Annotated in this window: 19 protein-coding genes and 1 tRNA gene; 10 read left to right on the forward strand and 10 right to left on the reverse strand. The window is 67.1% G+C overall.

Annotated elements, in window-relative coordinates; translation table 11 throughout:
- Window positions 1-82: 82 nt before the first annotated feature.
- Window positions 83-967, reverse strand: coding sequence for a LysR family transcriptional regulator (locus tag BMZ97_RS12040; RefSeq protein WP_092169404.1), 885 nt, complete (start codon window positions 965-967; stop codon window positions 83-85).
- Window positions 968-1,063: 96 nt separating this feature from the next.
- Between BMZ97_RS12040 and BMZ97_RS12045 the strand changes: the two genes are divergently transcribed.
- The gene (locus BMZ97_RS12045) at window positions 1,064-2,059 is read left to right on the forward strand and encodes an aldo/keto reductase (protein WP_092169407.1); all 996 of its coding nucleotides are present in this window, start codon (window positions 1,064-1,066) and stop codon (window positions 2,057-2,059) included.
- 117 nt (window positions 2,060-2,176) lie between these two features.
- A complete protein-coding gene (locus BMZ97_RS12050) occupies window positions 2,177-3,004 on the forward strand; it encodes a 3-oxoadipate:acetyl-CoA acetyltransferase (protein WP_092171287.1) in 828 nt (275 codons plus the stop codon).
- 207 nt (window positions 3,005-3,211) lie between these two features.
- Here the strand turns inward: BMZ97_RS12050 and BMZ97_RS12055 are convergent, their stop codons facing one another.
- Entirely contained in the window at window positions 3,212-5,806 is a 2,595-nt protein-coding gene (locus BMZ97_RS12055) for a chemotaxis protein CheW (protein WP_092169410.1), read from the reverse strand.
- A gap of 376 nt (window positions 5,807-6,182) precedes the next feature.
- Here BMZ97_RS12055 and BMZ97_RS12060 point away from each other — a divergent pair, with 376 nt between their 5' ends.
- The 6 genes from BMZ97_RS12060 to BMZ97_RS12085 all read left to right on the forward strand — a co-directional run bounded on the left by BMZ97_RS12060 (window position 6,183) and on the right by BMZ97_RS12085 (window position 11,869).
- Window positions 6,183-7,076: a MurR/RpiR family transcriptional regulator gene (locus BMZ97_RS12060; protein WP_092169413.1), complete on the forward strand. Its 894-nt coding sequence runs from the start codon at window positions 6,183-6,185 to the stop codon at window positions 7,074-7,076.
- Window positions 7,073-8,422: an aspartate aminotransferase family protein gene (locus tag BMZ97_RS12065; protein WP_092169416.1), complete on the forward strand. Its 1,350-nt coding sequence runs from the start codon at window positions 7,073-7,075 to the stop codon at window positions 8,420-8,422. The genes BMZ97_RS12060 and BMZ97_RS12065 overlap by 4 nt, the downstream gene beginning before the upstream one ends.
- A 61-nt stretch (window positions 8,423-8,483) precedes the next feature.
- Complete coding sequence (locus BMZ97_RS12070) at window positions 8,484-9,197, forward strand: cysteate racemase (RefSeq protein ID WP_244546371.1); 714 nt, start codon at window positions 8,484-8,486, stop codon at window positions 9,195-9,197.
- 1 nt (window position 9,198) lies between these two features.
- Window positions 9,199-10,131 (forward strand): LysR family transcriptional regulator, encoded by a 933-nt coding sequence (locus BMZ97_RS12075; RefSeq protein WP_092169419.1) that lies wholly within the window; start codon window positions 9,199-9,201, stop codon window positions 10,129-10,131.
- A gap of 35 nt (window positions 10,132-10,166) precedes the next feature.
- A complete protein-coding gene (locus tag BMZ97_RS12080) occupies window positions 10,167-11,189 on the forward strand; it encodes an amino acid ABC transporter substrate-binding protein (protein WP_092169422.1) in 1,023 nt (340 codons plus the stop codon).
- 20 nt (window positions 11,190-11,209) lie between these two features.
- On the forward strand, window positions 11,210-11,869 hold the full coding sequence (locus BMZ97_RS12085) for an aspartate/glutamate racemase family protein (RefSeq protein ID WP_092169424.1): 660 nt from the start codon (window positions 11,210-11,212) through the stop codon (window positions 11,867-11,869).
- Window positions 11,870-11,921: 52 nt separating this feature from the next.
- Here BMZ97_RS12085 and BMZ97_RS12090 read toward each other — a convergent pair whose 3' ends face one another.
- The 3 genes from BMZ97_RS12090 to BMZ97_RS12100 form a co-directional block, all read right to left on the reverse strand.
- On the reverse strand, window positions 11,922-12,668 hold the full coding sequence (locus BMZ97_RS12090; RefSeq protein ID WP_210188247.1) for an aldolase: 747 nt from the start codon (window positions 12,666-12,668) through the stop codon (window positions 11,922-11,924).
- A gap of 133 nt (window positions 12,669-12,801) precedes the next feature.
- Window positions 12,802-13,344, reverse strand: a complete 543-nt coding sequence (gene infC / locus BMZ97_RS12095) for a translation initiation factor IF-3 (RefSeq protein WP_092171296.1) — start codon at window positions 13,342-13,344, stop codon at window positions 12,802-12,804.
- A gap of 140 nt (window positions 13,345-13,484) precedes the next feature.
- Window positions 13,485-14,702 carry a glycosyltransferase family 4 protein gene (locus BMZ97_RS12100; RefSeq protein WP_092169427.1) on the reverse strand — a complete coding sequence of 406 codons (1,218 nt, stop codon included), beginning with the start codon at window positions 14,700-14,702 and terminating at the stop codon, window positions 13,485-13,487.
- 109 nt (window positions 14,703-14,811) lie between these two features.
- On the opposite strand from BMZ97_RS12100, the gene BMZ97_RS12105 reads away from it, so the two are divergent.
- The gene (locus BMZ97_RS12105; RefSeq protein ID WP_244546372.1) at window positions 14,812-15,588 is read left to right on the forward strand and encodes an alpha/beta hydrolase; all 777 of its coding nucleotides are present in this window, start codon (window positions 14,812-14,814) and stop codon (window positions 15,586-15,588) included.
- 89 nt (window positions 15,589-15,677) lie between these two features.
- Here BMZ97_RS12105 and BMZ97_RS12110 read toward each other — a convergent pair whose 3' ends face one another.
- The 5 genes from BMZ97_RS12110 to BMZ97_RS12135 all read right to left on the reverse strand — a co-directional run bounded on the left by BMZ97_RS12110 (window position 15,678) and on the right by BMZ97_RS12135 (window position 18,610).
- Window positions 15,678-15,944, reverse strand: a complete 267-nt coding sequence (locus BMZ97_RS12110) for a BQ00720 family protein (protein ID WP_244546373.1) — start codon at window positions 15,942-15,944, stop codon at window positions 15,678-15,680.
- A 94-nt stretch (window positions 15,945-16,038) separates the two neighbouring features.
- Entirely contained in the window at window positions 16,039-16,467 is a 429-nt protein-coding gene (locus BMZ97_RS12115) for an Hsp20 family protein (protein ID WP_092169430.1), read from the reverse strand.
- Window positions 16,468-16,647: 180 nt separating this feature from the next.
- Window positions 16,648-16,724, reverse strand: a tRNA-His gene (locus BMZ97_RS12120).
- A gap of 149 nt (window positions 16,725-16,873) precedes the next feature.
- Window positions 16,874-18,052, reverse strand: coding sequence for a hypothetical protein (locus BMZ97_RS31225; protein ID WP_175525532.1), 1,179 nt, complete (start codon window positions 18,050-18,052; stop codon window positions 16,874-16,876).
- A 162-nt stretch (window positions 18,053-18,214) separates the two neighbouring features.
- A complete protein-coding gene (locus BMZ97_RS12135; RefSeq protein WP_092169438.1) occupies window positions 18,215-18,610 on the reverse strand; it encodes a phasin in 396 nt (131 codons plus the stop codon).
- Between the two features lie 231 nt (window positions 18,611-18,841).
- Between BMZ97_RS12135 and BMZ97_RS12140 the strand changes: the two genes are divergently transcribed.
- Window positions 18,842-21,979: an ATP-binding protein gene (locus BMZ97_RS12140; RefSeq protein ID WP_092169440.1), complete on the forward strand. Its 3,138-nt coding sequence runs from the start codon at window positions 18,842-18,844 to the stop codon at window positions 21,977-21,979.
- Window positions 21,980-22,153 lie beyond the last annotated feature (174 nt).

Below are 22,153 nucleotides of genomic sequence, written 5' to 3' on the forward strand. Positions count from 1 at the left end.
GGACCACAGACCTCATCCTGAGAAGACTGGCTTGAATGAAGCCATTGAAATCTTTGGTTTTATTCCAGATTTCTCAGTGGCTCTAGACCCGGAAGAAGTCGATGAAAGCCCTGAGCGCCGGCCGCATCTGGCGGCGGCTGGGATAGTAGATGTGGAAGCCGTCGAAAGGCGGGCACCAATCTTCCAGCACGCGCACCAGCCGGCCGTCGGCGAGCGCCTCGCTGACATACTCCTCAAACAGGAAAGCGATGCCGGCGCCATCGATCGCGGCCTGCGCGATCAGGCGATCCTCGCCCAGGATCAAAGGCCCCTCGACCGGCGGCTCGATGGCGACGCCCTCCTTCTCGAACTCCCAGCGATAGATCACGCCGCTGGAGAAGCGGAAGCGGATGCAGCGATGAGCGGACAGGTCCTGCGGCCGCTCCGGCCGGGGCCTGCCTTCGAAATAGGAGGGGGCAGCGACCGCCGCGCCCCGCATCGAAGGCCCGATGCGAACGGCGATCATATCGCGCTGCAGGCTTTCGCCGAGCCTGATGCCGGCATCGAAACCACCCTCGACGACGTCGGAAAACCGGTCCTCGATCACGATCTCAAGCACGATCTCGGGAAAGGCTGCGGCGAAGGCGCCGAGCTTCGGCTCCAGCACGGTATGAGCCGCCGTGCGCGGCACGGTCAGCCGGAGATTGCCGGCGGGCTCGTCTCGGGACGCGACCGCCGCTTCCAGCGCAAGATCGATTTCCAGCAGCGCCGGGCGCAGCCGCTCCAGCAACTGGGCACCGGCTTCCGTGGGTGCGACGCTGCGGGTGCTGCGTGCCAGCAAGCGAACGCCCAGGCCAGTCTCGAGCGCCGATACAGCGTGGCTGACGGCGGAGGGCGCAATGCCGAGTTCCTTCGCCGCGTCGCGAAAGCCGCCATTGCGGGCAACCGCCGCCAGGACGGCCAATTGCGAGAGATGGCTGCGGCTCATTGCTCTATTTAATCGATCAAGCCGTGCAAATTCAAGCCGATTATCGAACGACACCAGCGGCGCTATCTGAGCCTCATCACAGCAGAGGAGCCGGTGATGAAAACCCGCAAGCTTGGAACTGAACTGAGTGTCTATCCCGTCGGCCTGGGCTGCATGGGAATGAGCTTCGCCTATGGCGGCCAGGAAGAGAGCGCAGCCATCGCCACTTTGCGCCGCGCCGTCGATCTTGGCGTGACGCTGTTCGACACAGCCGAGGTCTATGGCCCCTACGACAACGAGATCCTGCTCGGCAAGGCGCTGAAACCCGTCCGCGACAAGGTCGTGATCGCCACGAAGTTCGGCTTCAGGATCAGCCGGGATGGCGAGGGACCGGCACGCATGACCGGCCTCGACAGCCGGCCAGAGCACGTCAAGGCCGTCGCCGAAGCCTCGCTGAAGCGGCTCGGCATCGATGTCATCGACCTCTACTACCAGCACCGCGTCGACCCTGCGGTGCCGATCGAGGAGACGGTCGGCGCGATGGCGGAACTTGTCCGCGAGGGCAAGGTCCGCGCGCTCGGGCTGTCGGAAGCGAGCGCCGCAACGATCCGGCGGGCACATGCTGTGCACCCGATCGCCGCCGTGCAGAGCGAATATTCGCTGTGGAGCCGCGAGCCGGAGGCCGATGTGTTCAAGGCCTGCCGGGAGCTCGGCATCGGCTTCGTGCCCTACAGCCCGCTCGGGCGCGGCCTGCTGACGGGCGCGATCAGCAAGCCCGACCAGTTGGGCGCCGATGACTGGCGCCACACTTTGCCCCGCTTCCAGGCCGAGGCGATGGCGGCCAATGCGGCCATCGTCGATGAGCTGGCCGCGATCGCTGCCCGCAAGGGCGTGACGACGGCGCAGCTGGCGCTGGCCTGGGTGCTGCACCAGGGCGACTTCATCGTACCGATCCCCGGCGCGCGGAAGATCACAAATCTGGAGCAGAATGCGGCCGCTGCGCAGATCGTCCTGACTGAGGCGGACCTCGCCGCGATCCATGAAGCCGTCTCGCCCGAGCGCGTCATCGGCAAGCGCTACACGGAAGCGGCACTGGCACTCGTCGACGGCTGATAAAGACAATGGCGGGAGCGGCGCATGGCTGCGCGTTCGCTCCCGCCCGACTTGCGTCCGACAAGCCCTGCAGGCTTTATCGCGATCCTGATCACGCCGCGCGAGCCTTGCCCGCCCATGACCACGCCCTGCATCATCACCGTCGCCATCACCGGCTCGCTGCCGACCAAGCGCGACAACCCGGCCGTGCCGATCTCGATTTCCGAACAGGTCGAATCCACGCAGGCCGCTTTCGAGGCCGGCGCGACCCTGGCGCATTGCCATGTCCGCAGCGACGAGGGCACGCCGAGCTCCGATCCCGAGCGCTTCGGCCGTTTGCTGGAGGGGCTGCGCCAGCATTGCCCCGGCATGATCGTGCAGTTCTCGACCGGTGGGCGCTCCGGTGCGGGGCGCGAGCGCGGCGGCATGCTCTCGCTGAAGCCCGACATGGCCTCGCTCTCGACCGGCTCCTGCAATTTTCCGACGCGGGTCTACGAAAACAGCCCCGAGCTGGTCGACTGGCTGGCGAGCGAGATGCTGAGCTACGGCGTCAAGCCGGAGATCGAGGCCTTCGACCTTTCGATGATCTTCAAGGCGGTCGAGATGGGGGTTGCGGGTGCGATCAAGGGGCCGCTGCATGTGCAGTTCGTCATGGGCGTAAAGAACGCCATGCCGGTCGACCGCGCCGCCTTCGAATTCTACATCGCGACGCTGAAGCGGCTCGCGCCCGATGCGACCTGGACCGGCGCCGGCATCGGCCGCGACCAGATCACCCTCAACCGCTGGTCGCTCGAACTCGGCGGCCATTGCCGCACCGGGCTGGAGGACAATGTCCGGCTCGACCGCGACACGCTCGCGCCGTCCAACGCCGCTTTGGTGAAGCGTGTGGTCGATCTCTGCTCCGACTATGGCCGTCGTCCGGCAACAGCCGCCGAGGCGCGCGCCCTGCTCGGGCTCGCCGCCTGACAGCAACGGGCTTTTACACCGACTTAAGGCTGAGGCTCTCCGTCATTCCGGGGCACGCCGAAGGCGAGAGCCCGGAACCCAGAACCGATGCGCGTCCTCGTGACGCGGAGCGGCGACCGACGCCTTCCCAAGCAGCGGCATCGGTTCTGGGTTCCGGGCTCGATCCTTCGGATCGCCCCGGAATGACGGCGTGTTTAAACCCCGCAGCTATTCGGCAGCGCGCAGCAGCGGCGCAGCCGGCTCGCCGTCGAGCCGCGCGCCGAGCCTGTCGACATCGAGCAGCATCAGCATGCCCGCCGGCGCGCCTTGCGCATCGCGCGCGGCGACGACGCCGAGCGCCGGGACTTCCAGCTTCGCGGTCAGATCCCGCAAGGGCTGCAGTTCCGAGACCGGGATTTCCGGTATCGGGCCGAGCGAATCGACGACGAGCCCGAGCGTCCGGCCGGCCTCGCGCACGATGACGATCTGCTGATCCTCAGCCAGGCCATCGGGAATGCCGAGCAGCCGCGCCAGGCGCAGCACCGGCACGGGGTCACCCTGATGCAGCTTGTAGCCGGCGAGCAGACCGTCTCCCGCCTGCTTGGCCGACGGCTTCAGGCCGGCAAGATCGACGGCCTCGACGACGTCGCGCGCCTTCACGCCGAGCCAGTGCCGGCCGATATGGAAGGTCGCGGCCTCGAAGGCCTCGACGCCGTCAGGCAGCCTGCGCGCCGCGATGGCGTTGGCCGCCGCGCTCGGCGGCCGCGCCCCGGCATCAGTGGCGATATCGCCAAGCGGCACGACGCAGAGCGCCACCACATCGGCATGGTGCCCATCGCTGGTCTTGTATTCGCGATAGCCCTTGGACAGTGCCGCGCCGACCGCGACATGCCTGCCCTCGAATGCGCGGATGCCGGCGAGGTCGCCGGCATTGGCCAACCCCTGCGGGTCGATGACAATCGGGCTCGGCGCGCCCACAGCGAAGCGCGGCTCGGTCGAGGAGATGATGCGGCCATCGCCCGCGACGAGCAGCGTGAAAGCGCCGGGCAGCGCCGCGCCGGCTTCATCAGCCGGCAGGGAATCCTGCAGGATCGCACCGAATTGCGGCGTCGAGTCGAAGATGATCGCGATGCCGCCGACCGCCTTGCCGCCAACCACCTTGCCCCCAGCCGGGGCCTGGACGGCGGCCGTATAGATCAGGGTCGATGCCTCCCCATAAAGCGGCGAAGGCTCGAAGCCCGACACCGCATAATGCTGGTCCGAGCGCAGCGCCAGGGTCCGCTGCACCCATTCCACCGCGAGCGTCTCGCCGACCAGATGCGCCTCGGCCGGCTGCGAAACCGCGACGACGACGCCCTTGGCGTCGAACAGGATCAGGTTGCTATAGACCGTATAGAGCGAATTGATCGTCGCCAGGATCTCGCTGCAATGCCGCGCGCCCTCCGGCGTCGGCTCCGAGAGCACCCGCGCGAAGGTCGCGTTCAGCGCCCACCAGCGGCAATCATTGGCGCGCTCATAGAGATTGCGATCCATGACGTCGATGGCGAAGGCCGCGCGCGACCGGCATTTCTCCATGATCGCCGCGACCACGGTACGGTGGAGGTCGCCGATCGAGGCGTCGAAGACGGCCTGCGTCCTGCGACCGGCATTGGAGATTTCCCAGAGCAGTATCTTGGAGAAGGCGGCATTGGCCGCCGTCGACCCGGCCTGGCGGATCGAGCCGTTCCAGACCGAGCGGTTGAGATCGCGCTGGATCATCGCGGCCTGGCGCGAGACCGTCAGCAGGTCTTCAGAGAACAGCTCGGAATGGCCGGTCACCGCCGCGAGCAGGCCAGCGTCGATCCGCGCGCCGAGCGCGCCGTCGCCCTGAGCGAAAGCAGCCTCCAGCGGCAGCAGGCCGAGCCCGATCCAGCCCGGCCCCATATAGCCCTGATAGCCGGAGCTGCGGCAGGCAACAGCGAGATATTGCCGGCCGCCGAGCTTGAGCACGGGGTCGCGGCCCTGGAGCGCTGACGGCGACAGGGCAAGCCCCGCCGGCAGTTGAATGGCGCAGGAGCCGGCGATGACCTCGCCCTGCGGCGTGGCGCAGCCCAGGATCGTCCAGTCATCCTCCGGCAGCAGCTTGCGGAAGATCCCCGCCATCTCGTCGGCGAGGCGGAAGACCAGCACGAGCACGCCGAGCGGGCGCTTGGCGCGATCCTCAACGCGCCAGGCATAGACCAGCGACTGCGCTTCCGAGACGAAATCGACCACGCCGTAATGCTCGACATAGGCGCCGCTCGAACTCAGCGCCTCCTGGATGATGGCGTGCCGCGCCGTCTCAGCCGGATGGGCCTGGAGCCTCGCCCGGACCGCGCCCTCGCGATCGACCAGGACGATGTCGGAATAGACCGAATATTTCGCGACATAGTCGCGGAAGCGCGCCTCGATCGCCGCGCGGGCGGCGGGCGTCGGCGTCGCCTCCTCCAACATCTCGCGGATGTCGGTGTCGGCGGCGAGGAAGCCGATATCGGCGGTGCGCTCGAAGAGATTGCGCACCAGCACATCGATGGCGTTCTGCGCCTTGGTCCTGAGATCGCTGACGACCTTGTCGCGCGTCTCGATGGCGAGATGGTTGAGCAGGCTCCCCGTCAATTCCTCGAAGGCGGAACGTGTGCCCGACATCTCGGTGGCGTTGCCCGAGAGCTGGCCGAGCAGGGTCAGCGTATCCCACGACGCCTGCAAGCGATCGAAGACCTGCCGATAGTCGTCGATCGCATGCATATGGCGGATGATGCCCGCCAGCGAAGGATCGATCGCGATTCCCTTGTGAAGCGTCTGCAAGGCTGGGCTCTTCCATTCGCGCCAATAGCCGCCTGGACGAGGCCCGGCGGCCGAGAAAAGACTGAACTCAACGCAACCGTTCCAAATCGAACCAAATCATCTGAGCGGCCGATTCGCACCAAGGTCACCCTGCCCGCAGCGCTCAAATTTACGGCAAATGTAACGATCATTCACAGGGCCCAGGATTGGCCGGGCGCAAAGCGCGCCGCGACGCCGGAAAGCCGCCTCGCGCTGCGCTTTGTGCAGCCAACGCAGAGCTGCTCTCGCCCCAGGTCAAAAATGCGCCGCGACCTGCATCGAAATGCGCCATTCGTTTCATAGGATAATTTAAGGATCATCTGTTTCATTCTATCGCGAGTCCCTCTATGATCCCGCCATGGATCAGATCGGCGTCGCCACCGCCCTGGATGCGCAATTCGATGAGCTGCCTCCGCAGCTGCGCGCGGTCGCGCGCTGGGTGCTCGACCACCCCGCCGATGTCGCCTTGCTGACCACGCGCGAGCAGGCGCGGCGTGCCGGGCTTGCGCCCGCGACCTTCACGCGGCTGGCGCAACGCCTTGGCCTTCCCGGTTACGACGCCCTGCGAACGGCTTATGCGGCCTCGCTGCGCCAGCGGCCCGACGGCTTCGCCAACCGCGCAACCGAATTGCTCGAACGCCATGGTGACGAGGGCGACAGCGCCATCGCGCAGGACATGTTCGCGGCCTTGGCCGAACATGTCCGGGCCTTGCGGGAGCCTCAATCCGTCGCCTGCCTCGAGCGCGCGGCCGCATTGCTGGCGAATGCGCGCAGCGTCTTCTGCTTCGGGCTGCGCTCCGCCTTTCCGGCGGTCTATATGCTCGACTATATCCGCACGCTGATCGGCGCGGAGTCGGTCCTCGCCGACACAGCCGGCGGGCGCGGCATCGATGCCTTGCGCCGGATCGGCCCGGGCGACGTGCTCTTTGCCATCTCGGTCTCGCCCTATACGCGCCTGACGCTCCAGGCCGCCGCCTATGCGCGCGACAAGGGCGCCTCGATCGTCGTCCTGACCGACAGTGCGCATTCACCGCTTGCCGCACTCGCCGACGAGACCGTGCTGGTGCGCACCGAGACGCCCTCCTTCTTCCACAGCATGACGCCGGCTTTTGCTGCGGTGGAATGCCTGGCGGCGCTGATGACGGCGCGGCGCGGCAAGCCGGCGCTCGACGCCATCGCCGCCTCCGAGGCCCAACTCGACGCCTTCTCCACCTTCGAGACCCCTCGCCGCGCCAAACGGAGACCATCATGAGCCATCTGCTTCACCGCAGCGTCAACGGCGCCTATCCCGTCGCCGTTGGCGGCAAGGGCGTCTTGCTCTTCGACGCCGAGGGCAAGAGTTATATCGACGCCAGCGGCGGCGCGGCTGTCTCCTGCCTCGGCCATGGCCATCCCGACATCGTTGCCGCGATGCATGCCCAGATCGACAAGCTGGCCTATGCCCATACCAGCTTCTTCACCTCGGAGCCGGCCGAGGAGCTGGCGGAGCATCTCATCGCCCGCGCGCCTAAGGGGCTGAGCAATGTCTTCATCTGCAGCAGCGGCTCCGAGGCGATCGAGGCCTGCCTGAAGCTGGCGCGGCATTATTTCATCGAAAAGGGCGAGAGTCGGCGGACCAACTTCATCTCGCGCCGGCAGAGCTATCACGGCATCACAGTCGGAGCACTCTCGGTCGGCGGCCGCATGAAGGACCGCGCGCCGTTCAAGGAGATGCTGCTCACCGGCCACCATATCGCGCCCTGCTATGCCTATCGCGACCAGCGCACTGAGGAGACGCCCGAGCAATACGGGCTGCGCGTCGCCGACGAGCTCGAGGCCAAGATCCTGGAGCTCGGGCCCGACACCGTCGCGGCCTTCGTCGCCGAGACAGTCGTCGGCGCGACGCTCGGGGCCGCCACGCCCGCGCCCGGCTATTTCAAGCGCATCCGCGAGATCTGCGACCGCCATGGCGTGCTGCTGATCCTCGACGAGGTGATGTGCGGCATGGGCCGCACCGGCACGCTGCATGCCTGCGAGCAGGAAGGCGTCGCGCCCGATCTGATGGCGATCGCCAAGGGGCTGGGCGCCGGTTATGCGCCGATCGGCGCGATGCTGGCCTCGGGCAAGATCGTCGCGGCGATCCGGCAGGGCTCCGGCGCCTTTCCGCACAGCCAGACCTATAACGGCCACCCGCTCGCCTGCGCGACTGCGCTCGCGGTGCAGACGGTGATCGAGCGCGACGACCTGCTCGCCAATGTCCGTCTCCAGGGCGCCCATCTCGAGCGCCGGTTGAAGGAGCGCTTCGGCAACCACCACCATGTCGGCGATGTGCGCGGGCGCGGCCATTTCTGGGGCATCGAACTCGTCGCCGACCGCGCCTCGAAGACGCCCTTCGAGGCCAGCCTCAAGCTCAACGCCAGGGTCAAGCAGGCGGCGATGGCGCGCGGCCTGATGGTCTATCCGATGGGAGGAACCGCCGATGGAACATCCGGCGACCACGTGTTGCTGGCTCCGCCCTTCATCGCCGACGCAGCGGTGATGGACATGATCGTCGAACGGCTCGGAGAAGCCGTCGATGCCGCGATCGCCGGCGCCTTGCACGATAGCGCCGGACATTGACCGAATTGTCGATGCAAAATTTGCATTGGCCATGCGCCATGCGAGCCGGCACAGATGCGCCATGCAGCACATTCCACATCGGCGGCTCATCGGCGTTCTCGGCGGCATGGGGCCGGCCGCGACGATCGACTTCATGGCGAAGGTGGTGATGCTGACCCCGGCGCAGCACGATCAGGACCATGTGCCGCTGCTCGTCCATGGCGTGCCGCAGATTCCCGATCGCTCGGCTGCGATCGCCGCGGGCAGCGATGCGCCCTTCCTGCCGATGGCGGCGGGAATCATGCAGCTGGAGCGCGCCGGGGCGGAGTTCATCGCCATCCCCTGCAACACCGCGCATTACTGGCATGAACGCCTGGCGCGCGGCAGCCGCGTGCCGCTGCTGCACATCGCCGACGCGGTCATGGCGATGATCGCGGAGATCGAACCACCTGTCGGCGCAGTCGCCCTGATGGCGACGCGCGGTACCATCGCAGCCGGACTCTACCAGTCGCGCTTCGGCACCAAGGGGCCCCGTCTCATTCTGCCCGATGAGCCGGCGCAGGCCCTGATCGACCGTGCCATCGCCGCGACGAAAGCCGGCCAGCGCCCGCTCGCTCTTCGACATGCCGAGGAGGCGAGCCAGCGCCTTCTCGACGCCGGCGCGGAGCGGCTGCTGCTGGCCTGCACCGAACTGCCCCTGGCTTTTGCGGAGAGTGCGTTCCTGCCGCTCGGCATCGACCCGACCGAAGCCCTGGCGCGGGCCTGCATCAACGCTTCGCTCGGCGAGGCGCGCTGAGATGGACATACGCTGGCTCCAGGATTTCCTCACCGTCGCCGAGCGTGGCAACTTCACCCGCGCCGCCGAAGAGCGAAACGCCTCGCAAGCCGCCTTCAGCCGCCGGATCCAGGCGCTCGAAACCTGGCTCGGCGTCACCCTGATCGACCGCAGCGTGTTTCCGACGCGCCTGACGCCCGAAGGCGAACGCTTCAGGGAAACCGCGGCCGAGACGCTGCATCAGTTGCTCGATGCCAAGACCGGCCTGTCAGGCCAACCTACGGCGAAACGCGACCAGGTCGTGATCGCATTGCCGCATGCGCTGGCGACGGGCCGCCTGCCCGGCTGGTGGGCGAGCTGGTCGCAGGGGCGTGCGCTGAGCTGCAAGGTCGCACCCGGCAATGTCCACGACACCGTGACGGCACTGGTCTCCGGCGCGGTCGACCTCCTGGTCTGCTTCCACCATGCGCAGCAGCCGATCCATCTCGACGCCGAGCGCTACGACCGGCTGGTGATCGGGGTCGAGCATCTGCGCCCCTATGTTGCCGCCGAACACGCCGAACGCTGGCGGCTGCCTGGCAAGGCCAAGGCGCCACTGCCGCTGCTGATGTATTCCGCCGGCGCCTATCTAGGGCGCATGGTGGATCTCATCATCGAAGCCGCTCCGGAGCCGCTGGCCGGCCATCGCCTGGTCGAGAGCGACATGGCCGATGTCCTGCGCGACATGGCCGTCGCCGGCTACGGCATCGCCTGGCTGCCGGAATGCGCCGCGGAGGCAGTGGGGCCGAAGCTGGTCCCGGCAGGCGGAGAGACTTGGGCCATGCCGCTCTCGCTCGTCGCCTATCGCGACAGCAGCAACCGCAAACCTGCGCTGCACCGGCTCTGGGCCGGTCTCGCCGGAGACCATGAAGAGCGGCAGAATCAAGCCGCCCCAGCGAGCGCCAAAGGCGCCTGATCAGAACCAAGCACTCAAAAAACAGGGGAACTACGATGACAATCTTCAAACGCCTGCTCGCGACCGGCCTCGCTTTGGCCGGCACAGCGACCGCCGCTTTCGCTCAGACCAGCACGCTGGAGCGGGTCAAGGCGCGCGGCGAATTGATCTGCGGCAACCATATCGCCCTGCCCGGCTTCGGCCTGCAGGGGCCGGACGGGCGCTGGGACGGGCTCGACATTGACCTCTGCCGCGCCGTCGCGGCGGCGATCTTCAACGACCCCAACAAGGTTCGCTTCGTGCCGACGACGCCGCAGATGCGCTTCGTCGTGGTGCAGGCCGGCGAGGTCGACATGCTCGCCCGCAACGCCACCTACACGATGTCGCGCGACACCTCGCAGGGCATGTCCTGGCCGATCATCAATTATTTCGACGGCCAGGGCTTCATGGTGAAGAAGGCGCTCGGTGTCACCGAGGCGAAGGGGCTGAACGGCGCCTCGATCTGCGTGACGCAAGGCACGACGACCGAGCTCAACCTCGCCGACTTCTTCCGCGCCAATAACCTGAAATACGAGATCATCGGCTTCTCCACCAATGAAGAGGGCGTCAAGGCGCTGGAGGCCGGGCGCTGCGACGCCTTCACCACCGATTCCTCGGGGCTTGCCGCCGAGCGCCTGAAATTCTCAAAGCCGGACGATTTCGTCATCCTGCCGACGCTGATCTCGCGCGAGCCGCTCGGCCCCGCCGTCAAGCGTGGCGACGAGAGCTGGGTCGCGCTGGTGAAATGGGTGCACTACGCCATGCTCAATGCCGAGGAGTTCGGCGTGACCAAGGCCAATGTCGACGAGATGCTGAAATCCTCGAACCCCGAGATCAAGCGCCTGCTCGGCGTCGAGGGCAAGTTCGGCGAGGGCCTCGGCCTGACCAATGACTGGGCCTATCGCATCGTCAAGCATATCGGCAATTACGGCGAGAGCTTCGAGCGCAATGTCGGCATGGGCTCGAAACTGCAGCTCAAGCGCGGCCTCAACGCGCTGGCCTCGCAGGGCGGGCTGCAATATCCGCATCCGGTACGCTGACGCTGGAAGGAGACCCACCCATGCGGATCGCGCTGATCCATGCGCTGCGCCATTCGCCGCCTCCGATCGAGGCGGCGTTCGCCGAGCTCTGGCCCCAAGTCAGGCTGATGAACCTGCTCGACGACAGCCTCTCATCCGATCTCGCCCGCGACGGCACGATCACGGAGGCGATGACAGGGCGCTTCCTGGAACTCGCGCGCTATGCGAAGGCGACCGGCGCCGACGGTATCCTGTTCACCTGCTCGGCCTTCGGACCCTGCATCGAGGCGGTGCAGCGCGAGCTCGCACCGCTGCCGGTGCTGAAGCCGAACGAGGCGATGATCGAGGAGGCCGAAAAGGCTGGCGCGCGCATCGGGCTTCTTGCCAGCTTCGCGCCGACGCTGGCCTCGATGCCTCCGGAGTTTCCCCCTGCATTGACGATCATGCCGAAGCTGGCGGAAGGGGCGCTCGCCGCCCTCGACCGTGGCGACGGCGCCGAGCACGATCGGCTCGCCGCAGAGGCCGCGCGCGATCTCACCGGTTGCGACGTGATTGCGCTCGCCCAGTTCAGCCTGGCGCGATCAGCGCCCGCGGTCATGGCCGCGACCGGCAAGCCGGTGCTGACGACGCCGCAGAGCGCAGTGAGGAAGCTGAGGCGCCTGCTAGAGCCGGATGATATCAAAGAGTTAGAGCAGGATTGATGCGAAAAACCGGTTCCCACTTTTTCGCATCCTGCTCTGGCGTGAGCGCCGGTCAGGCCCCTTCGATGCGCCGCAGCGCCTCGAAATGCTTCTCCGACTGAAACACCAGCACATCGCGCCAATCGCGCGCGGTTGCCTCGATCTGCTGCTGCGGGATGAGCTTCAGCGGCCGGCCGGTCGACATCGCCAGCACCTGCTGCCGGCAGGCGCGCTCCAGGAAGTAGAGATCGTCGAAGGCGACCGCCACGGAGGGGCCGCCGATGGTCACGCCGTGATGGGCGAGGAAGGTGATGTCGACATGCTCGTAAGCCTTGCTGGCGGCGATGATGGCCTCGCCCTCGCTCGCATCGAGCGCGAGCCCGCCGAAATGGTCGACATAATGCGTGCGGCCATGGAAGCGGCAGGCGGTCTGATGCGCCATCTCAAGCCTACCGCCCTCGACCATGGTCAAAGCGGTGGCGTAGGGCATGTGGACATGCAGCACCGCGACATGGCGCAGATTGGCCTTGTGCGCGGCGACATGGATGTTGCGGGCGGTGGCCTCGACCTCGCCCTCGCCTTCCAGCACCTCGCCCTTGTCGTCGATCAAGAGCAGGTCGGAGGGCTTCATCTCCGACCAGTGCATGCCATAGGGGTTGATCAGGTAGCGCGGCTTGCCGTCGGGACCGTTCGGCAAGGCGACCGAGAAATGATTGCAGATGCCCTCGTTCAGCTCGAACTTCGCGGCGAGGCGGAGCGCGGCAGCAAGGTCGCGGCGCTGGTTCGTGATGCTGGGCAGGGAGGACATGGGCAAGGACATGGAGCAGGGTCTCTCGATTATCGGAAGCGAACCGGATCGAAACATCGCAGCACCGGATATGACAAGGCCCGGCCAGCCTGACATGACAAGGCTGGGCCGGGCCTGAGCCAAATCGCATAACGGACACCGCCCGTTATTTGGGCGCGAGCACCATGACCATCTGGCGGCCTTCGAGCTGCCAGTCGCTCTCGACCTTGGCGACGTCGACTAGGTCGACCTTGACGCGCTCGAGCACCTTCACGCCGAGATCCTGGTGAGCCATCTCACGGCCGCGGAAGCGCAGGGTCACCTTGACCTTGTCTCCCTCATCGAAGAAGCCGTGCATGGCCTTCATCTTGACGTCGTAATCGTGCTTGTCGATGCCCGGCCGGAGCTTGATCTCCTTGATCTCGATGGTGCGCTGCTTCTTGCGCGCCTCGGCCGCCTTCTTCTGCTCGAGAAAGCGGAAGCGGCCATAGTCGAGGATCTTACAGACCGGGGGCTCGGAGTTGGGGGCGATCTCGACCAGGTCGAGACCGGCATCCTCGGCAATCTTCAAGGCCTCGAAGAACGACACCACGCCACGATTGGCGCCGGTATCGTCGATGAGCTGGACATCGCGGACACCGCGAATGTCGCGGTTCGAACGCGGGCCGTCTTTGGTCGGGGTCGGGGCAGCGCGGAAAGGACGACGAATGGGGGTATTCTCCTGTTTCAGGCGCGAGCAGCGCCGCTGAGCAGACACATTGCACAAAGATGCGCGATGTCAATGTGGGAGGCGGGGAATGACGCAGCAATAGGCATACGCCTACCGCATTCCACCCCCCTGTTATGCATTTACCGGCCCAACAGCGCGCAATAGACGTCGAGCGTCTCCGCCACCATCGTCTCCAGCGAGAAATGCCGCTCGACATGCTGGCGCGCACGCCGTGCCAGGGCATCGCGCGCGGAAGGGCGCAGGGTCAGCGCCTCGGCGAGGCTGGCAGCGAGCGCCGCGGCATCGCCCGGCGGCACGCGCCAGCCGGTGCGTTCGGCCGGCGTGACCTGCGGCGGAGCCAGGACTGTCTCGGGCACAGCACCGAGATCGGCCACAACGACGGGCGCGCCCATCGCCTGCGCCTCGACCGCGACGCGCCCGAAGGCCTCGGGCTCGGTCGAGGGCACGGTGACCACGGCCGCCGCGAGCAGCGCCGCCGGCATGTCCGTGCAATGGCCGACGCGCTTGACGCGGCCTTCCAGCCCCGCCTTGGCGATGAGTTGGTCGAGTTCCTTGACATAGCCGTCGCGGCCCTGCGGGTCGCCGGCCAGGATGAAGGCGGTCTCGGCATCGCCGCCATCGCGCAAGATGCGGGCGGCCTCGATCAGGACGCGATGCCCCTTCCAGCCGGTCAGCCGGCCGGGCAGCAGCACGATGCGCTGATGCGGCTCGACCTTCCAGGCCGCGCGCAGGGCCTGGATGCGCTCCGTCCCGACGGCGGCCGGCGAGAAGGCCGAGAAATTGGTGCCGCGATGGACGACCCGGATGCGGTCACGCGCAAAGCCATGCTTGGCCAGGATCAGATCGGCCGTATAGCCGGAATTCGCGATCACCACGTCGCCGCGCGCCATCACCGAATTATAGAGCGTCTTCACCACCGAGCGGCTGGCATAGGAGCCGTGATAGGTCGTGACGAAAGGCAGTTTCAGCGAACGAGCCGCCGCGAGCGCGACCCAGGCCGGCGCACGCGAACGGGCATGGATCAGCTCGACGCCCTCATGCCGGCAGAGCAGCGCCAGGCGGCGGACATTCAGCGCCATGGCGAAGGGGTTCTTCGTGGCGGCGGGAAAGGGTAGCCAGACGCCGCCCTTGGCCTGCAATTCGGCGACGAGGCGGCCACCCTCGGTCGCGACGAGCGCGCGCGCGCCGACATCGGTCAGGCCCTTGGCGATATCGACGGCCGTCCGCTCGGCCCCACCCGCCTCGAGATCGGGAATGATCTGCAGGATGGTGCGGCCGCTGAGCGGGTGCGTCTCGGTCGAAGGCAGCGACAGATGCGCGCCGGGCTGGAAGGACATGCTCACAGTTTCAGAGAACTCTTTCTACAAACGGCGATACGACCACGTGCGCCGCGCGAGCGCAGCCTATATTCGCCTCGCAAGGCAGATTCGTCACAGGAGATTTGACGTGGAGCGAGACGCGCCGCAATGGCTGGACCTCGGCGAAGGCGCTGACCGGCGCAAGCTCGCCTATCTCGCGCAGCCCGGCGATGGCGCACCCGTGCTCTGGCTCGGCGGCTTCCGCTCCGACATGCGCGCGACCAAGGCCGAGGCGCTGGCGCAATGGGCGCGGCTGGCGGGACGCGCCTTCCTGCGCTTCGATTATGCCGGCCATGGCGAGACCGGCGGCGATTTCGCGCGCTGGACCTTGTCGCATTGGCTCGAGGACGCGCTTGCGATGATCGCGGCCCGCTGCGGCCGGCCGCCGGTCCTGGTCGGCTCGTCGATGGGCGGCTGGATCGCCTTGCTCGCCGCCCGCAAGCTGCTGGGCACGGCGCTCGCGCCGGCCGGGCTGGTGCTGATCGCGCCGGCCGTCGATTTCTCCGAGGATCTGATGTGGGCGCAGATGCCGGAGGCGATCCGGCAGACCATCCTGCGCGACGGCGTCTGGCTGAGGCCGTCCGAATATTCGCCCGATCCGACACCGATCACGCGCGCGCTGATCGAGGACGGCCGCAGGCATCTGATGTTCGGGAGCGAGATCAGGACCGGCTGCCCGGTGCATATCCTGCAAGGAATGGCCGATCCCGATGTGCCGTGGCGGCAAGCGGTCAAGCTCGTCGAGCATCTCGCCGGCGATCCCGTCCTGCTGACGCTGATCAAGGATGGCGATCATCGTCTCTCGACGCCGGGCGACATCGCCCGGCTGACGTCAGCAGTCGCCGGGATCACCGCCCCGGCCTGAGGCAGCGTCCGGCCTGAAGCAGACCCGAGAGCGAGAGCAGGATTTTTTGCGAAAAACCGGTTCCCACTTTTTCGCATCCTGCTCTGGCGTCAATGGACGCTGACCATCCTGAGATCGTGCTCCCAGGCATTGGCGGTCGCGGCATCGCGCGAATCGGTCACCAGGATCGGCGCGCCATCGGCCGAGAGCAGTGCGAAGAGCTGCAGGCCGGGCTGGATCTCGGGCGCCTGCGGAAAGATGCGCAGGAGCTCGTCCGAGGTCATCGGCTTCAGATAGGCGACCTCGCCCGTACCAAGCGCCGCGAATTCGGCCTGGGTCAGAGGAGTGGTCTGGATCATCGTTCTATCTTCGTTCATCGCGCCCTCCTTCAGAGCAGTGCGAGTAGCGGCTTTCAGAATACGCCTCAGATTATGAACAGATGCAAAAACCGCGCTGCACCTGTTCTGCCGGTCAATCCCGGCTCACGATATCGATACGCCGGATGAGACGCTCAGGTTCCGGCCTCACCAAGTCGATCGCGAGAAGTCCGTTGGAGAGATCGGCTCCCATCACCTGCATTCCGTCCGCCAGCAGGAAGCAGCGCTGAAACTGGCGCGCCGCGATGCCGCGATGAAGGAACTGCCGGCTTTTGTCGTCGCTCTGGCGACCCCGGATGGTGAGCTGGTTCTCTTCCAGCGTGATCTCAAGCTGCTCGCGGGCGAAACCCGCTACCGCCAATGTGATTCGGAGCCGGTCAGGCTCGTCGTCGCAGCGTGGCATGCGCTCGATGTTATAGGGCGGGTAGCCTTCGCTGCCCCCCTTCGTCACCCGGTCGAGCGCGCGTTCGATATCATCGAACCCAAGCAGGAACGGATGCGACAGACTTGGCGTACGCGTCATACGGCCCTCGAAAGGCGCCCTCTCGGATCATGCGGGGCCCGCTGGTCGCAGCACCCCACCGGTGGGAGGCGAACCCTCCCATCCATCAAGATATGGCGAGAGAAACGGACCGGTTCAAGAGCCTGCCGGGCGGCGCGTCCGAAGTGCGGTGGTAAAACCGGACTTCGACAATGGTGCGGGTGGTACAGCCACCCCGGCTTGAACGGGGGACCTCTAGATCCACAATCTAGCGCTCTAACCAACTGAGCTATGGCTGCCCGCACCCGGCGCTTGGCGATCGGTCGAAAAGTCACGATCGGCGGCGGCGCGGAACCTAGTGCGGTCGCCAGCCGATTGCAACCGTCGAATTCACGCCGCGCCCAACGGATTTTGGAGCGGCGCTTCGCACTCCCCTCAGCCCTCGCCCTCAACCCCTGCGCAGGGGTGTGCTCGCGATCTGTGCGAGGTCGTTGAGATGGGCCGAATAGGCCTCATAGCCACGGCGGATGGCCTTGGTCTGAAGCACAACGGCGTCGGCCGCGCTGTCGGTGCGCGCCAGCGTCTCGGCCTCGCCCAGCGTCGCCTTCAACTCCGCGCAGGCATAATCCAGCATGCGGGCCTGCAGCGCCCCGAAGGTGCGCGCCAGAGCCAGCGTCTGCGTCACCACGGTAGCCGCAGTGACGGTGGCGAATTCCGGCGGCTTCGGGATCAGCTTGGGAACCAGCGCGGTCACGGGAGCGGGCGCAGTCGCGGGAGTAGGTGCAGTCTTGCCCGTGAACGTCACGATCTCGGCCGATTTGGCGACAGCCGGCTTCACCGCCTCGACGATCTTCGGGGCTGCAGGCTTGGGGGCCGCAACCTTGGGGGCCACAACCGCGGAGGCCACAGCCTTGGGGGCCACGGCCTTGGGAGGAGCGACAGGCGCAACCGGGCTCACGACCTTGGCTCCGGCCTTGGCGGCGCTCTTGGCCGCAGCCTTGATCGCGGGCGTCTTCTCGATACGTGTCTTGGCCGGCGGGATGCGGGTTGCAGCCGGCTTCGTCACCTTCGCGGCCGGCTTCGCCGGGGCGACCGTTTTCATTGCGGGAGCCGGGCTGGGCGCAGCCTTGGCGGCGGGCTCTGGGGCCTTCACCGGCGGAGCGATCGGCTTGGGAGCAGCAACCTCGGGAGCCGCAACCTCGGGAGCCGCAACCTTGGGCGTCTCGGCCTTGGGCATCTCGGCCTTGGGAGCTTCAACCTTGCTGTCGGCGAGCTTGGGAGCCTCGACCTTGGGAGTGGCAGCCTTGGGAGCCTCTACCACCTTGGGAGCTTCCGGCTTCCGCATGATGGCAGATGCGCTCGCCACCAGCTTGGGCGCCTCCTTGGGCGCCTCGACCTTTGGCGCGGCGGGCGGCATCGCCGGAGCGACGGCTGCGACCGGCGTGGCCTCGACCGGCTTGGCCTCGACCGGTTTGGCCTCGACCGGTTTGGCAATGACGGGAGCCGGCGTCTCGGGGATAGGGGGCAACGCCTTCACCGGCGCCAGGCTGATCGGCGGCTTGGCAGTCGTCTTTGTCGGGGCAGTCGTCTTCACCTGGGTAGGCTTGGTCGGGGTGGATTTGACCATCGCGATCCTCCATCAAAAGAGAAAACAACGCGCGCAAACGCTAAAACGACGCATGCCGGGCTCATCGCCCGGCCGCTCTGTCTTCATCTCGTCCGCTTCCGGGCGCGGCCAGGGCGCCCGTCGCGACTCGGTCGGGCCTTAGTCAGGCCCTTACTTGGGCCTTCACTTGGCCTTCGTCGCCTTGGCGGCCGTTTCGGCGACCTTGTTCGCGACATCCTGCGCCGCCGAGCCCATCTCCTTGAGCTGGCTCTGGAGCGCAGCCATCTGCGACTTCAGGAACTCGGACTGGTGCTGCATGACCTCGGTCAGGTCCTTGGACTTCACCAGCTTCTGGGCGAGGTCGAAGGCGGCCGCGACATTGGTCTCGGCATAGCTCATCGCCTTGCGGGTCACGTCCTGCGCATTGGCGCGGGCCGACTCGGCCGAACCGTGAGCGGTATCCACGGCCTTCTGAGCCGCGCCGATGAAACCGTCGAAAGCCTTGCGGGCCTGGTCGACGCTCTTCTCGGCGAACTCACGCATTTCAGTCGGCACTTCGTAAGGTGTCTTGCCGTTCATCGGGGGCATCCTCCTGTTGCAATGACTCATGAGCAGACGCGGTCATTGTGCAGTGCAATATCATTGTTGCGCCGCAATGACAACGGCACGCGGCTCTGCCCACCCGCTCACGTTAACGCTGTTTGTACGAGACGCGGGAGAGCCCGTCTCAGTTCCATGGCTTTGCTATCATTTGGGCGCTATTAAAGGTTTGTTAGCCATAAAGGCGTGGACTGAAACGAGCAGGCAAGCATGAGCGAAGCCGGACAGGACTGGGCGCGACTAGGCGCTGCGGCGGCGCAGGACGCCGGGCTTGTGTCCTTCGCGAACGGCGGGGCCGTGCTGCTATGGGATGCCAAGGCCGGCCGGCCGGGTTTCGCCGATGCCGGAGCCCAGGCGCTACTGGGCGGCGACGGCCTTTCCGCGAATCTGCCGGCGCCGACGCGGCAGAGGCTCGCTTTGCTGGCTGGAGGCCTTGCGCCGCGCGACGGCATCAGGCTCGAGCGGCTGCGACTGACCTCGGGCTTCTCCGCGACCATGATCACCTGCGGCTGCCGGCTGCTGACAGGAGCGGATGGGGGCGAGGTGCTGGCGATCGCCATCCCGGTGGGCGAGATGCGACGGCTCGGCGTAGCCGTGCCTGCGGCCGCGAGCTCGCACCAGACACAAGCCATACCCGCCGCCGAATCGGCCGTGACGACCGCCACCCCTGCCCCAGCTTTCATTGCCCCGGCTCCCGTGCCGGCCGCGCCGCGCCGCGCCCTGCTGCGCTTTCTCTGGAACAGCGATGCCGCCGGGCGCCTGACCAGCGTCTCTCCCGATTTCGCCGAGCTCGCCGGGCCGCAGGCCGCGGCCGCTCTGCCCGGCCGGAACTGGGCGCAGATCATCGGCCACGACCTGATCGACAGGGATGGCGGCCTTGCCCAGCGTCTCGCCAGCGGCACGACCTGGAGCGGCCACCATGTGCTGTGGCGCACCGAGCTGCCGCAGGAGGGGGCGCGCGTCGAATTGTCGGGCGCGCCCTTCCTGGACGCGGCACGCCAGTTCGCCGGTTTCCGCGGCTTCGGCCTCGCGCGCCTGACGGAACGCGAGCCGTTTCCTGATACGGCGATCACGCACGCACCCGCAGACGCAATCGAGCCGGTTACGGCCGAGGCTGCGAACGCTGGGCCTGAAGCCGAGCAAAACCCCGTCGTCGCGGCGGAGCTCCCGGCGGCCACGGAGCCCGTGACGGTCGAGGCCCCTGCCCTGCCCGTCGCTGAGGCTGTGGAAGAGATCGAAGCGCCGGCCACCGAGCTGGCGGAGACCGAGTTCGGCTCCGCGCTGGAGGCGGACGAGGCGGCGCTTGAAGGCGAAGACAACGAGGCCGCAGAAGAGGCGCCCGAACCGGTTCCCGCAGCCGAGGACGCCACCAAGGTTCCAGAAGACACCAAGGCTCCCGAAGCCGCCGCCCCGGCCGTATCCGAGGGTCCCGCCCCCGGCGGCAATATCGTGCCGTTGCGCAACGGTCACCTCGCCAGCGTCCGGCCGGTGCTGGAGCCCTCGAAACCCAATCTCAGCTCGGCCGAGCGCAACGCCTTCCGCGAGATCGCCAAGGCGCTGGGCGCGCGCATCGCCGGCGACGACGAAACCAGCCCGCGCCTGCCCCCCGTCGCGCCGTTGCGGCTGAAGGAGAGCGGCGAGCAGCCGCTCGCGCCTGCCGTGGAGCCGCGGGATCAGGACGCCGCCCTTGGCCGCCACCTGGCCGAATTGGCGCCGGCCGTCCTGCCTGCCCCGACGCGTGCGCCGACTGAGGCCGCACCGACCGAGCCCGCAGCGGAGTCCAGCTCCGAGACCGCGCGGCAGCGGCAGCCCAACTCCCATGCCGACGTGCTCGACAAATTGCCGATCGCGGTTCTGGTCAATCGCGGCGACGAGGCGCTCTACGCCAACCGCACGCTGCTCGACCTGCTCGACTATGCCGATCTCGATGATCTCAAGGCCGGCGGCAATGTCAGCCGCCTGATCAAGGAGGCCTCCCGCACCGATGGCGGCGCGATGATCCTGATCGACCGGCTCAACCATCTCATCAGCGTCAACGCCGTGCTCTCGAGCGTGTCCTGGCTGGGCGAAGCGGCGACCCTGATGGCATTCCGTCACGCGGATGGCGGCGGCGAGGTCAAGGTGCTGACGCCGGAGGAGGCCGAGGAAGCCGAGCTCGCGGCGGAGTTCGCGGCCGAGGACGAGGAGAGTGCCGCCCGCGTCAACGCCCTGCGGCTCGATGTCGATGCTCGTGAATCGCGCATCAGCGAACTCGTCGCGATGCTCGACACGGCAACCGACGGCGTCGTCACCGTCGATGAGCGCGGCCGCGTGCTGTCGCTCAACAAGACCGCCGAGGCGCTGTTCGGCTACGACCAGCGCGAGGTCACCGGCGAATTGTTCACGCTGCTCTTCGCGGCCGAGAGCCATGCTCCGGCGCTCGACTATCTCGAAGGGCTGAAGGGCGGCGGCGTCGCCTCGGTGATGAATGACGGGCGCGAGGTCGTCGGCCGGGTGCGGCAGGGCGGCAAGATCCCGCTGTTCATGACCATGGGCCAGATCACGGAAGGCTCAGAGCGCCGCTTCTGCGCCGTGCTGCGCGACATCACCGCCTGGAAGAAGACCGAGGGCGAGCTGGTCGAGGCGCGCAAGGCGGCCGAGAAAGCCAGCGCCCAGAAATCCGATGTGCTCGCCAAAATCAGCCACGAGATCCGCACGCCGCTCAACGCCATCATCGGCTTCGCCGAGGTGATGGCGGAGGAGCGCTTCGGGCCGATCGGCAACGACCGCTACAAGGAATATCTGCGCGACATCCATCAGTCGGGCGGCTACGTCATCAGCCTGGTCAACGACCTGCTCGACCTCGCCAAGATCGAGGCCGGCAAGCTCGACCTCGACTTCGTCAGCGTCAATCTGAACGAGATCGCCCTCTCGACGGTCGCCCTGCTGCAGCCCGAGGCGCAGCGCGGCCGCGTGGTGCTGCGTTCGGGCCTCGCGCCGAAGCTGCCGCCGGTCGTCGCCGACCAGCGCTCGATTCGCCAGATCGTGATCAACCTGCTCTCCAACGCGGTGAAGTTCACCGATGCCGGCGGCCAGGTCATCGTCTCGACGGCGCTGGGCGACCAGGGCGAGGCGATCCTGCGGGTGCGCGATACCGGCATCGGCATGGACGACAACGAGCTCGCGCTCGCGCTCGAACCCTTCCGCCAGGTGCCGACAACGCGCCGCAAGGGCGGCACCGGCCTGGGGCTGCCGCTGACCAAGGCGCTGGTCGAGGCCAACCGCGCGGCGATGAGCATCACCAGCGTCAAGAAGGAAGGCACGCTGGTCGAGATCACCTTCCCGCCGCAGCGGGTCCTGGCCGGGTAAGGTTCTCGCTGGGCGAAGTTCTTGCTGGGTAAGGCTCTTGCGCGGCCATAGTTTCGCCGTCTCGGGCGGCGCATAGACGGGGCGCGCGCCGGCGCTTACCCCCAAGGCCCGGCAGCCCAGAGCAGGGTGCGAAAAAGTGGGAACCGGTTTTTCGCATCGACCCTGCTCTAACTC

Source organism: Allobosea sp. OK403, assembly GCF_900113835.1.
In the GTDB taxonomy this organism is placed as follows: domain Bacteria; phylum Pseudomonadota; class Alphaproteobacteria; order Rhizobiales; family Beijerinckiaceae; genus Allobosea.

Excerpts from the sequence above, each read along its gene's own strand:
- BMZ97_RS12040 (WP_092169404.1), bottom strand. The coding sequence starts at position 967 with ATGAGCCGCAGCCATCTCTCGCAATTGGCCGTCCTGGCGGCGGTTGCC.
- BMZ97_RS12045 (WP_092169407.1), top strand. The coding sequence starts at position 1,064 with ATGAAAACCCGCAAGCTTGGAACTGAACTGAGTGTCTATCCCGTCGGC.
- BMZ97_RS12050 (WP_092171287.1), top strand. The coding sequence starts at position 2,177 with ATGACCACGCCCTGCATCATCACCGTCGCCATCACCGGCTCGCTGCCG.
- BMZ97_RS12060 (WP_092169413.1), top strand. The coding sequence starts at position 6,183 with ATGGATCAGATCGGCGTCGCCACCGCCCTGGATGCGCAATTCGATGAG.
- BMZ97_RS12065 (WP_092169416.1), top strand. The coding sequence starts at position 7,073 with ATGAGCCATCTGCTTCACCGCAGCGTCAACGGCGCCTATCCCGTCGCC.
- BMZ97_RS12070 (WP_244546371.1), top strand. The coding sequence starts at position 8,484 with ATGCAGCACATTCCACATCGGCGGCTCATCGGCGTTCTCGGCGGCATG.
- BMZ97_RS12075 (WP_092169419.1), top strand. The coding sequence starts at position 9,199 with ATGGACATACGCTGGCTCCAGGATTTCCTCACCGTCGCCGAGCGTGGC.
- BMZ97_RS12080 (WP_092169422.1), top strand. The coding sequence starts at position 10,167 with ATGACAATCTTCAAACGCCTGCTCGCGACCGGCCTCGCTTTGGCCGGC.
- BMZ97_RS12085 (WP_092169424.1), top strand. The coding sequence starts at position 11,210 with ATGCGGATCGCGCTGATCCATGCGCTGCGCCATTCGCCGCCTCCGATC.
- BMZ97_RS12090 (WP_210188247.1), bottom strand. The coding sequence starts at position 12,668 with ATGTCCTTGCCCATGTCCTCCCTGCCCAGCATCACGAACCAGCGCCGC.
- BMZ97_RS12100 (WP_092169427.1), bottom strand. The coding sequence starts at position 14,702 with ATGTCCTTCCAGCCCGGCGCGCATCTGTCGCTGCCTTCGACCGAGACG.
- BMZ97_RS12110 (WP_244546373.1), bottom strand. The coding sequence starts at position 15,944 with ATGAACGAAGATAGAACGATGATCCAGACCACTCCTCTGACCCAGGCC.
- BMZ97_RS12115 (WP_092169430.1), bottom strand. The coding sequence starts at position 16,467 with ATGACGCGTACGCCAAGTCTGTCGCATCCGTTCCTGCTTGGGTTCGAT.
- BMZ97_RS31225 (WP_175525532.1), bottom strand. The coding sequence starts at position 18,052 with ATGGTCAAATCCACCCCGACCAAGCCTACCCAGGTGAAGACGACTGCC.
- BMZ97_RS12135 (WP_092169438.1), bottom strand. The coding sequence starts at position 18,610 with ATGAACGGCAAGACACCTTACGAAGTGCCGACTGAAATGCGTGAGTTC.
- BMZ97_RS12140 (WP_092169440.1), top strand. The coding sequence starts at position 18,842 with ATGAGCGAAGCCGGACAGGACTGGGCGCGACTAGGCGCTGCGGCGGCG.